This window comes from Liquorilactobacillus hordei DSM 19519 (genome assembly GCF_019443985.1).
Taxonomy (GTDB): Bacteria; Bacillota; Bacilli; order Lactobacillales; family Lactobacillaceae; genus Liquorilactobacillus; species Liquorilactobacillus hordei.
In genome coordinates, this window is record NZ_CP049303.1 from 1,716,514 (window position 1) to 1,727,959 (window position 11,446).

Sequence of the window (11,446 nt, forward strand, 5' to 3'; positions counted from 1 at the left end):
AACAACTTGTTCTCTCTGTGTTACACTTCTTATTCTTCTAATCCAACAGATGCTGCTTCTGGATAATCCGCCTTGACGATTGCTGCACAATTTACACAAAGTGTTGGAAAATCCTTATCTACCCCAACATCTTCTTTAATCATCCGGCAACGTGGACAAACAACCCCTTTAGCATGTCCAACAGCAATTGCTAATTCATCAGTATATTTCTCTGCCTCTGTTGGCGCATTTTCCAATGGCTTAACTTCCAAAGCGGAAACAATCAATGCTTGACGGACGTCAATATGAAGTTTTTCCAATAACTGCACAACATTATCTGAAGCATACAACACAATCCGTGCTTCAAATGACTTACCAATTAACTTCTCATTACGTGCTTTTTCTAATGCTTTGAATACTTCTGAACGAATTTCCATAAATTCTGCGAAGTTCTTACTTGTTTCAAGCTCATTATTATAATGGTTTACTGAAGGCATTTCAGATAACTGTACAAATTCCTCAGGTTCTTTCAAGTATTCCCAGATTTCTTCAGTTGTATGTGGTAAGACAGGAGTTAAAAGTTTAGTCAAACGGACGGCTACATCATACAAAACAGTTTGCATTGAACGACGTTTGTGACTATTTTCTCCCTCAATATAAACAACATCTTTTGCAATATCCAGATAAAAGGCTGAAAGATCAACGGTAACAAAATTAATTAGTTTCTTGTAAATATCCATAAAGTTATAGGTCGCATATGCATCCAAAACATCTTTGGTAAACTTATTAATTCTGATTTCCATATATTGATCTAAAGCTTCCATTTCATCGAATGTAACTGTATTTTCAGCTGGATCAAAATCAGTTGTATTAGCAAGCAAGAAACGGACAGTGTTTCTAATTTTACGATATGATTCAGAAATCTGTTTAAAACTATCCATTGAAACACGTACATCAGCAGATGTATCCACACTTAAAACCCATAAACGAATAATTTCGGCACCCATTTGTTTAATTACCTTTTCAGGAACAATCGTGTTACCGAGAGATTTACTCATCTTGCGTCCTTCACCATCAAGCGTAAACCCTTGTGAAAGAACTTGTTTATATGGTGCTTTACCTGATACAGCAACACTTGTGATCAAACTAGAATTAAACCAACCACGGTATTGATCTGAACCTTCAAGATACATGTCACTTGGATAATTTAAGTTTTCACGGGCTGCCAAAACGCCCTGATGTGAAGATCCTGAATCAAACCAAACATCCATAATATCAGTTTCTTTGGTAAATGTACCATTTGGTGAATGCTCACTTGTAAATCCTTCAGGTAGTAATTCTTTTGCTTCTTTTTGGAACCAAATGTTAGAACCATTCTTTTCAAATAAATCTGCCACATGCTCAACTGTTTCTTTAGTGATAATTGCTTCCCCATCTTCACCATAGAAAATTGGCAATGGAACACCCCAGACACGTTGTCTTGAAATTACCCAATCACCACGATCACGAATCATATTATGCAGACGTTTTTGTCCCCAATCAGGGAAGAACTTAACGTCATCAATTGCGCTCAGAATTTCAGAACGAATTTTATCTACTGAGGCAAACCACTGTGGCGTAGCTCTAAAGATAATTGGCTTTTTAGTACGCCAATCAAATGGATAACTATGTTCAAGTGGCATGTACTTGAGAAGAAGATTGGCAGCCTTTAATTTATCCAATGAAATTTGATTAGCATCTTCATAAAAGACACCCTCAAAATCACTGCCCGCCTCTGCTGTTAAATACCCTTTGTCATCAACAGGCACAAGAATATCAAGATCATATTGCATACCAACGTTAAAATCATCTTCACCAAAGCCTGGTGCCGTGTGAACAAGCCCTGTACCTGAATCTAATGTTACAAAATCACCAATCATTGTAACTAATTTACGATCTGGATAGAAAGGATGTTCTGTTAATACATACTCTAGATCTGAACCCTTGACAGTTTTTACTATCTCATATTTTTCCCAGCCAAAACGTTCCGCATTAACTTCAACAAGTTCCGTGGCAATCACAAATTTACGTTGCTCACCTTCTGGCTGTACAACTGAATAATCGAAATCCTTATCAACTGTAATTCCTTCAGAACCAGGAATTGTCCATGGTGTTGTTGTCCAGACAACCATATATGTATCTTCATCCAAAACACCTTTACCATCAACAACATGTTCACCATAAAAAGCAGAAGGCGATGTCACATCATGATACTCAACTTCTGCCTCTGCCAAAGCAGATTCAGATGACCATGACCAAAATACTGGTTTCTTACCTTTATAAATTAACCCGCGTTCCGCCATTTTACCAAAGACTCGAACTTCTTGTGCTTCAAATGTTGGATCAAGTGTAACATATGGATTATCCCATTCTCCGGCAACTCCAAGCCTCTTAAAGTCCTTACGCTGTTTATCTACCTGTTCTAATGCATATTTTCGACATTCTTCACGAAACTCAGCAATAGACAATGCTTTACGATCAACCCCAGCCTTTTTTAATTGCTGCTCAATTGGTAGACCATGAGTATCCCATCCTGGAACATAAGGTGAGCGAAAACCCATCATTGATTTAGAACGTACAATAAAATCTTTTGAAATTTTATTCATTGCATGTCCCATATGAATATTTCCATTTGCATATGGAGGACCATCATGTAACACAAAGGAAGGTTTACCTTCATTTAATTTTTGTCTTTTTTCATAAACCTTATTTTCTTCCCAAACATTTTGTCGCTCTAATTCACGAACTGGCAAATTTCCTCGCATTGGAAACTTAGTTTTACCTAAATTTAATGTTTCTTTGATTCTCATTACCATCTCTCCTTACCAAATATTATTTTAAACAAAAAAAAGACCTCATCCCAAGGGACGAAAATCTTTCGCGGTACCACCCAATTTAGAAAAATATAAATTATTTTTCTCTCTCAAATAGCTAATTAACGATTGCCAACCGGATAAACTTACTACTAAGTTCAGTCTATCTGCAAAAAGATGATAAACATCAAAGAATTGAATGTCAAACTTTCACCACACATTGACTCGCTATCTCAGGAACTTCGATGTTCGTATTCTTTTTATTACTTAAGGTTTTCGGAAGATGAATTCTCATCGAAATGCTGACCTTCGTCATCTTCAGGAAAAATAACCACAGCCTTTTTCTCACTAACTGTTTCTTCAACCTTATCATCTTCAACCTCAATATTTGAAAATGATTGTACTTCTTTAGCAGCAGCTTTGTCAAGTTCAGAATCTCTCCTGATTGCTTCTTGAATCTCTTCATAACTACTTGTATCACCTTGACGTAAAATTTCGTCCCACTCGCTGCCTTTAACAACTTCGAGTTGTGACTCCATCATAACTTGCAACTTTTGTCTGAAAATTCGTGCTTGTTTTTTCAAATCATCAGTCTCAAATATTAACCTTTTAGCTTTTTGCGAAGCATCTTCAACAATTCTTCTCGCCTTCTCATTTGCTTCATCAACAATATCCTTAGCTTGTTTTTGAGCTTCATGATTAATAATTTCAGCTTCACGTTGAGAATTTGCCTTAACTTTGTCAGCTGCTTCTTGTGCCACAATAATCGACTGATTAAGAGAATCCTTTAAATCATTAAAATACTTCAGTTTCTCTTCGTTTTGCTTTAGTCCATCAGCTAATTTTTCATTTTCTTTAAGATTCAGTTCATAATCTTTAATGATTTGATCCAGAAAATCATTTACCTCATCTTGATCGTAACCACGCAATTTAACACGAAACTCTTTGTTATGAATATCTAATGGGGTCAAAGTCATATCCCCAACACCTCCATGTATGTATTATTTTTTTAAAACATCCGTTTTCACTCGTATCTTTCCTTTTTTTGAAACACCTTGAAGCTCATTTAATCTAAATCTTCCATAGCCTCGCACAGAAACAATATCATGCTCAGCAACTTCTACATCAGGTTTTTCAATATTCATCCAATTAAGAACCACTTTACCTGATCCCAATAGATCCTTAACGTGCTTCCTAGATAGATTATAAACCCCCGCAATCAGAGTATCCAATCTTAACGAACTAACTGTTAGTTGATAATTTTGCCACCCATCAATTGGTGCTATAATTTCAGCTTTATCTACCTCTTCAAGATGAACTTTTACCTTCCCAATACTTTCAACTTGAAGCTTTAAGAAATTAACCATATTAGTGGCCGTAACAAATTGCCACCGTTCACTGTCAGTGACAATATCACCAATTAAGCTACGCCTAATTCCAATATTAGTTAGCGCTCCTAAAACTTGACTATGCTTTAAAGTTGCAAACTTAGTCGGATATTTTACCAAAATGAGTGAAAATTCAAAATCAGCATCATTAGGTTCATAGTATCTTGGATAAAAAAGAGCTCTACGCCTCTCTGCCTTATGAAATAGACCAGATGTTTTCATTCTTAAATCAGGTTCAGTGTTCAAGAGTGTTTGTGCAATGTAAACTTCGCGCGGATTTAGAAAATCTGTTAATATTGGTCGATATTCGGTTGCTGCTTGTGTCATTAAACTACTGAGTTCATCAATAATTGGTGATTCTTCACTTCTAAAATGTTGATATATTGTTTGCTTATCCATAGCTACATAATCACACTAAAATTGTTAAAAAACCAAAAGCCAAACTAAATACAAAATTAAAACCACTCTGAATAAAGCGCAGGGCAATCAATGCAACGATTGGAGCAAAACTTATTCCACCAATTAGGGGTACAAATCTATCAAAAAAGGATAAATATGGTTCACATATTCTGCCCAAAATCTCAGATAATTTTGAACCTTGAGCCATTGGGAACCAGCTCATTAATACATAAACTATAATTGCAAATGAGTAAAGTTCAAAAAGGCGATTAACAATTGTTAAAATCATATATATACATAACTCCTTGAATTAATTGAAATCCGAATCTGTAAATTCTGTTGTAACATTTCCTTCAACAACAAAACCAGCCGGTGTGCAAAGAAAAATTTGATCACCAATTCTTTGAATCTCACCATTGATTGCAAAAATGGTACCCGTCAAGAAATCAACAATCCGTTTGGACTGCTGTTCCTCCATACGTTGAAAATTCACAACAGCAGCCTGATCACTCAGTAACCGAGTGGCTATAGCTTTGACATCAGAATAAACTCTTGGTTCAAAAAGTGCAATTTTCTTTTCAGACATTGCTCGCCTCTTTCCATCAAGTGAAACTACTTTTTTATTAGTATCAACTTGCGGACTTTCCTGATCCTCATATTGATAGTTTTCATCATCAAACTGATCTTCAGATATTCCAAAAAATTTGCCAAATTTTGCTCCTAAGGCCATCCCTATCACCTCCTAATCCCAACAGTACTGTTTTTATTTACGACGATGACGGAAAAACGGAGGTGTATTTAAACCATCCTCATCGTTATCATCTTTTTCCTTTTCTGTATCCATCTTGAATATATCAAATTTTTTCTTTTCAACATTTCTAAACTCATCAGTTTTTACATCGTCAACTGGTCGTTCCTCAGTAGTTTCACGACGTAAATCCCAATCTTTTAACGGGTCATTATTCTCAGTTTCTCTTACCGTTTCAACATTATCATTTTTTCTAAGATTGTTATAATTATCTTGAGTAAGTCTAGTAGATCTTTTATTGTCCAAATTTTTCTTATCAATTCCAGTTGCAATAACAGTTACAACTACAGTGTCTTCAAGATCTTCGTTAATTGACGTACCAAAAATAATATTGACATCGCTCGTTGCAGCTTGAGCAACAATATCTGAGGCATCTTGTGCTTCAAAAAGACTCAAATCAGGTCCACCAGTAATATTAAGCAATACCTGTTCAGCTCCATCAATCGAAACTTCCAACAAAGGTGAAGAAATTGCCTTCTTTGTTGCGTCAGCAGTTCTATTTTCACCATTTGCTGAACCAATTCCCATTAAAGCAGAACCTTGATTTTCCATAACCGTTTTTACATCAGCAAAATCCAAATTAACATATCCAGGAGAAGTAATTAAATCTGAGATTCCTTGAACACCTTGTCTTAAAACATTATCGGCTTCTTTAAAAGCCTCCATCATTGGTGTCTTCTTATCTACAATCTCAAGTAACCTGTTATTTGCAATAATTACTAACGTATCAACATGTTCTTTCATTTGAGCGACGCCTTCTGCCGCAAAACGAGCACGTTTTGGCCCTTCAAAACTAAAAGGTCTTGTGACCACGCCGACTGTCAAAGCGCCTTGTTCTTTAGCGACTTTGGCAATAATAGGAGCAGCACCGGTTCCTGTTCCACCACCCATTCCAGCAGTAACAAAAATCATATCTGCTCCTTTAAGTGCTTCAGCCAAAGCTTCTTCACTCTCTTGAGCTGCCTTATCACCGACTTCAGGATTTGAACCTGCCCCTAATCCTCGAGTTAATTTTGGCCCAAGTTGAATTTTTGTTTCAGCTTTTGAGCTAGCTAGGGCTTGTACATCTGTATTAGCAACAATAAATTCAACACCTTTTACATCATCAGCAATCATGCGATTTACAGCATTCCCGCCAGCACCACCAACACCAATAACTTTGATTGTTGCTCCTTTGTTTTCATTTGCATCCAGTGAAAATTCCATTGCATTCCCTCCAAATTATTTTCAGTCAAAAAAGGTATTGAAAAAGTTCTTAATTCCCTCAAAAGAACTGTTCTTTTTTACTTTTTGCTTTTTCTGTTCCGTATTTTTGTTATAATCTACCTGCTGTTCATGTGTATCATCTTCAACATTATCCTCGATTACTGAAATATCACCTTCCAGTGAGGCCTTCACAACTTTTTCAATCTCACTTTGCTTAGTCATATATGCTACCAAGCCGATTGACTGTGTGAACGAGGGATGTCTCAACCCCATTTGTTGTGGAATAAATAATTTAATATTTGTCTCAAAAATATCTTCTGCTAACTCTTTAATACCGGGGAGAGCAGAAACACCACCTGTAATAATAATCCCCCCAGGAAGTTGCAATGCGTCAATCTCTTCTAAAACAGTTTTTAATTTCGTGAATATTTGTGTCAAACGCGCTTCAATAATTTCACTTAGATATTCACCACTAATTTGCACCGTATCAGCCTTTCCAACCACTTCTACAGGAAAAACGTCATCTTTAGATGCTAGATAACTAGCAGCGTATCCAAAATTACGCTTAATTTTTTCAGCATTCTCGAGTGAAGTATTTAGAACAACGGAAATATCTTTAGTAACAAATTTTCCGCCTTCTTGATCAACATATGTATATTTTAACTTATGATCATGTACGACAGCTGCTGTTGTCTGACCGCCGCCTAAATCAATTAAAACCGCTCCAAAATCCTGTTCCCCATCACTAAGCGCTTGTGTTGCAAGTGCTAGGGGTGCAACAATCGTATCTTTCACTACAAGACCTGCACGTTCAACACACTTAACTGTATTATGCAGAACAGTCCTGGGACCAGTATACAAGACACCATTCATTTCAAGACGTACACCAACCATTCCACGCGGATCTTTAATACCATCAAACCCATCAACTGTAAATTCGTTGGGAATAACATCAATAATATCTCGTTCTGGTGGTAATTTCTGTACAAGCGCTGCCTTTGTCACATGATAAACATCAGTACTATCAATTTCTTTTGACTTTCCACTGCCATCACCAACCGCTATCATTCCATTACATGGAACAATTTCTAAAAAATTAGCTGGGATGCCTACTGTTACTTCCGAAATTTGAATATTTGCTTTTTGCTCTGCCTGATCAACGGCAGCCTTAATTGCATCAACAGCTCTGTCGATATCAACAATGACTCCGCGGCTCAATCCATCGGAGCGCTCACTTCCTACCCCAATAATATTAAGCTGTCCCTTGACAAATTCCGCTACGATTACTTTAATCGAAGTAGTCCCAATATCAAGTCCAACATAAATTCCTGAATTATCCATTGGTTGAGCTCCCTTCTAAAAAATAAATTAAAAAAACATTACTAATTTTTTATTCAAACTAACAACTAGAATTTTACCACAACACGTGGCATTTATACACTTTTCAAGAATTTTTATTGTACAAATTATTAAATTTTTATTTTAATTCTGTTGAATAGGCGCCAACTTCAAAATCTATTCTAATTTTACCAGAAGCCTTAGCTTTAATCTGTGAATAATATTGCATTTTTCTTGCAAAAGTAGATAAAGTTGCAATAATTTCATTGCCATCATTCATATAAACCTTAATTCGTTCGGGATTAACAGAATCCGGCGTTGCATGAATCTCTGAAATACCCGTTAATACACTTGATGACAGTTTGTTCATTTGCTTTGCTAATAACTTAGTTTCAGTAGAATTCTTGAAATTTGAAAAGACAGGCAAGTTCCCCTCGGGTGATGTATGCTTTACTGTTGATACATTGCCTGCACTATTCAAAGCATAGTAATTATCACTTTTTAACAAGTATCCCACAATCGTTTCCTTAGAAATCCGTATATTAACCGTTCTGTTACTCAAAATGAACCGTGCATTTCTAACCTCACTAATATTTTTTTTAATCAAGTTAGATGACTCTTTTTTTCTCAGATATACCTGCATCATATAATCATTTGTTCTAATACCACTAACATTCTTAATTGCTTCTTGGGTGACTTGATCTACGCCTGTAACTTTTATCTCTTTAACCTTACTAATTGGCAAGATAAAATAAAGTGAAATCAGAGTGATACATCCAAAAAATAATAAATTAATTAGCATTCTTCTACGCAGAAATAAGTTTCTTTGTTTCGATAGTTTGGGTAGTTTATTACCCATTCTATTTTTAGCAAGTTTATTTTTTTTCAGAATTTTTTTATGCCTTTTTTTTTGAGCTTGTTCCCATGGTGTGAGAGGTTGGTTACTATTTTTTTCTCTACCAAAAAAATTACTGAATTTAAATTTCATACCAACCTCAATCACTTTCTAATTATTTATTAATTAACTCTGTCAAAACCTTTTCAATGCGTTTGGAAGAATCTGGAATACCTGCCTTCTTAGCTTCTTTTGCAATTTTACTTCTTCTTTCATCATCTTTCATCAGTTTATTGACTTCAGCTGATAGTGTTTTACCACTTAATGAATCTTCTTTAATCATAATTGCTGCATCTATATCAGCTAGACTACGAGCATTATAAGTCTGATGATCATGTGTCACATTAGGACTTGGAATCAATATTGAAGGAATTCCTAGGACCGTTATTTCAGCTAAACTTGTTGCACCAGAGCGACCAACAATTAAATCAATTTCAGGTAAGATTGCTGGCATATCTTGAATATACGGCTTAATTACAATATTTTTTAATTCTTTTTCTCCAAGTTCATTTTTTATTTTCTCATAATAAATACTACCTGTCACAAATAATACCTGGAATTCATCTGTGTTAAACAAAGAGAATGCTTCTATTGTTGCTTCATTAATTCGTCTTGCGCCTCTTGATCCGCCAAATACCAAAACCGTCTTTTTGTTCTCTGATAAACCTAACTCTGCCAATCTCCCTGTTGGTTTAATATTAGCTACTTGTTGGGCTCTGGGATTTCCGGTAAAAACAACTTTTTGGCTGGGAAATTCCTTCCTAGCTGCCTCAAAACATATACCAATTTTATCCACAAAATGACTTAAGAATTTATTTGTAACTCCTGCAATGCTATTTTGTTCATGAATAAATGTTGGAATATGCATCTGTGACGCAGCGTAAACAACAGCACCGCAAACATATCCACCTGTGCCAACTACAACATCAGGTTTGAATTCTTTGATTATTTTTTTTGCCTCATGAACACTTTTTAGAAATAAATAAATAGTCTTAAAATTTTGCAATGACAAGGAACGCTTAAATCCCTGAATCTCAATTGTTTTAAAATCAATTCCCGCATTTGGAACAATTTTACTTTCAAGTCCCCTATTTGTTCCAACATACAAAAAAGTACTGCTATCATCATCTTTTTTTAAAGTATCAATTAATGCCAGTGCTGGGTAGATATGTCCACCTGTACCACCGCCAGATATTAGCAAACGCAATATACTACATCTCCAATTCTTTTTTTAAATCTTCGACTGCTTCAATAAACAGGTCTCCACGAACTTCGAAAGTTGGATACTGATCCCAGCTTGCACAAGCTGGCGATAGTAAAACTACATCATTTTCCTCGCTTATCTCATATGCAATCGGAACTGCTGTCTTAACATTTTCAGTTTTTATTATTTGTTTTACTCCTGCCTGCTTAGCTGCTTGTGCTACTAGGTCGCCAGTTTCACCAAATACAATTATTCCTCTAAGGTTCTTAAAATATGGAATTAATCGCTCAAACGTAAAACCACGATCAAGTCCACCAGCTAATAACACTACCGGATTATTAAAACCAGCTAACGCTTTTTCTGTTGCCTCCATATTAGTTGCCTTTGAATCATTGTAGAATTTACGCTTTTTAACTGTAGTAACATATTGTGTACGATGTCTAACACCTGAGAAGGTTTTTAAAACCTCCACAATATTTTTACTTTCTTGACCCAATAGTTTTACAACCGAAATTGCTGCCAAAGCATTTTCCACGTTATGTTCCCCAGGAATTTTAATTTCAGAAGCAAGCATAATTTTTTCTTCTCTAAAATAAAGCCAGCCATCTTTTTCATAAGCACCTGCTGTACTATTTCCTTTTCGGGAAAAAGGAACAATTGTTGCCTTTGATTGTTCACTTAGTTTGCGCCATTCTTCTGAATCCCAATTAACCACAAAATAATCTTCTTTTGTCTGATTCTTTGTAATATTCATCTTTGCTTTAATGTAATTTTCACGCGTGCCATGATAATCTGTATGGGCCTCATAAATATTAGTTAATACTGCTATATGTGGGCGTAGTTTTGTCGTGCCCATCAATTGAAAACTCGACAATTCAGTAACCATCACATCATCTTTAGTCGCCTCTTGTGCAACTAAAGATGCAGGTATACCAATATTACCTGCAACATATGCCTCACCATTTTGTCTTCCTTGATTAAGCATTAATGAAATAAGTGTGGTAGTTGTTGTTTTACCATTTGTTCCTGTTACACCAATCATCTGCGCATCTAAAATTTCATATGCTAATTCAGGTTCAGTGATAATTGTTAGTCCGCGTCTTAGCGCCTCAGCAATTAATACATTGCTATAAGGAATTCCAGGATTCTTAACAAGCAAATCTGTTTCGTCTAAGAGTGAAAGCGGATGCCCTCCTGTCACTACCTTGATTCCTTCAGCATGTAACTTATCTAGTATTTTTTGTGGAGCCTCCTTCAAATCGTTCACCGTCACTGTTGAACCTAATTTACGGAGAAGTTTCGCAGAATTAACCCCACTTTTTCCCAAACCAACAACCAGTACATTTTTGCCCCTGTAAGTTGTTATTTTTTTCATAA

At 35.8% G+C, this 11,446-nt stretch carries 10 protein-coding genes and 1 other annotated feature; all 10 genes read right to left on the bottom strand.

Translation table 11 applies throughout. The features are described 5' to 3' along the window. Positions 1-29 precede the first annotated feature (29 nt). Positions 30-2,828 carry an isoleucine--tRNA ligase gene (ileS, locus tag G6O70_RS09525; protein ID WP_057869016.1) on the bottom strand — a complete coding sequence of 933 codons (2,799 nt, stop codon included), beginning with the start codon at positions 2,826-2,828 and terminating at the stop codon, positions 30-32. 50 nt (positions 2,829-2,878) lie between these two features. Beyond that, positions 2,879-3,104 (bottom strand) — a binding site (T-box leader). Then, a complete protein-coding gene (locus G6O70_RS09530; RefSeq protein ID WP_057869017.1) occupies positions 3,095-3,808 on the bottom strand; it encodes a DivIVA domain-containing protein in 714 nt (237 codons plus the stop codon). It overlaps the preceding feature by 10 nt. Before the next feature lie 24 nt (positions 3,809-3,832). Beyond that, the gene (locus tag G6O70_RS09535) at positions 3,833-4,618 is read right to left on the bottom strand and encodes a YlmH family RNA-binding protein (RefSeq protein WP_057869018.1); all 786 of its coding nucleotides are present in this window, start codon (positions 4,616-4,618) and stop codon (positions 3,833-3,835) included. Between the two features lie 10 nt (positions 4,619-4,628). Next, a complete protein-coding gene (locus tag G6O70_RS09540; protein ID WP_057869019.1) occupies positions 4,629-4,907 on the bottom strand; it encodes a YggT family protein in 279 nt (92 codons plus the stop codon). A gap of 21 nt (positions 4,908-4,928) precedes the next feature. Further along, positions 4,929-5,348: a cell division protein SepF gene (locus G6O70_RS09545; protein WP_057869020.1), complete on the bottom strand. Its 420-nt coding sequence runs from the start codon at positions 5,346-5,348 to the stop codon at positions 4,929-4,931. Positions 5,349-5,381: 33 nt separating this feature from the next. Continuing rightward, a complete protein-coding gene (ftsZ, locus tag G6O70_RS09550) occupies positions 5,382-6,632 on the bottom strand; it encodes a cell division protein FtsZ (RefSeq protein WP_057869021.1) in 1,251 nt (416 codons plus the stop codon). A gap of 21 nt (positions 6,633-6,653) precedes the next feature. Continuing rightward, positions 6,654-7,973, bottom strand: a complete 1,320-nt coding sequence (gene ftsA, locus G6O70_RS09555; protein WP_057869022.1) for a cell division protein FtsA — start codon at positions 7,971-7,973, stop codon at positions 6,654-6,656. Between the two features lie 136 nt (positions 7,974-8,109). After that, entirely contained in the window at positions 8,110-8,958 is an 849-nt protein-coding gene (locus G6O70_RS09560; protein WP_083481879.1) for a cell division protein FtsQ/DivIB, read from the bottom strand. Positions 8,959-8,980: 22 nt separating this feature from the next. Further along, entirely contained in the window at positions 8,981-10,072 is a 1,092-nt protein-coding gene (gene murG / locus G6O70_RS09565) for an undecaprenyldiphospho-muramoylpentapeptide beta-N-acetylglucosaminyltransferase (protein ID WP_057869023.1), read from the bottom strand. A gap of 4 nt (positions 10,073-10,076) precedes the next feature. Next, entirely contained in the window at positions 10,077-11,444 is a 1,368-nt protein-coding gene (gene murD / locus G6O70_RS09570) for a UDP-N-acetylmuramoyl-L-alanine--D-glutamate ligase (RefSeq protein ID WP_057869024.1), read from the bottom strand. Positions 11,445-11,446: the final 2 nt, after the last annotated feature.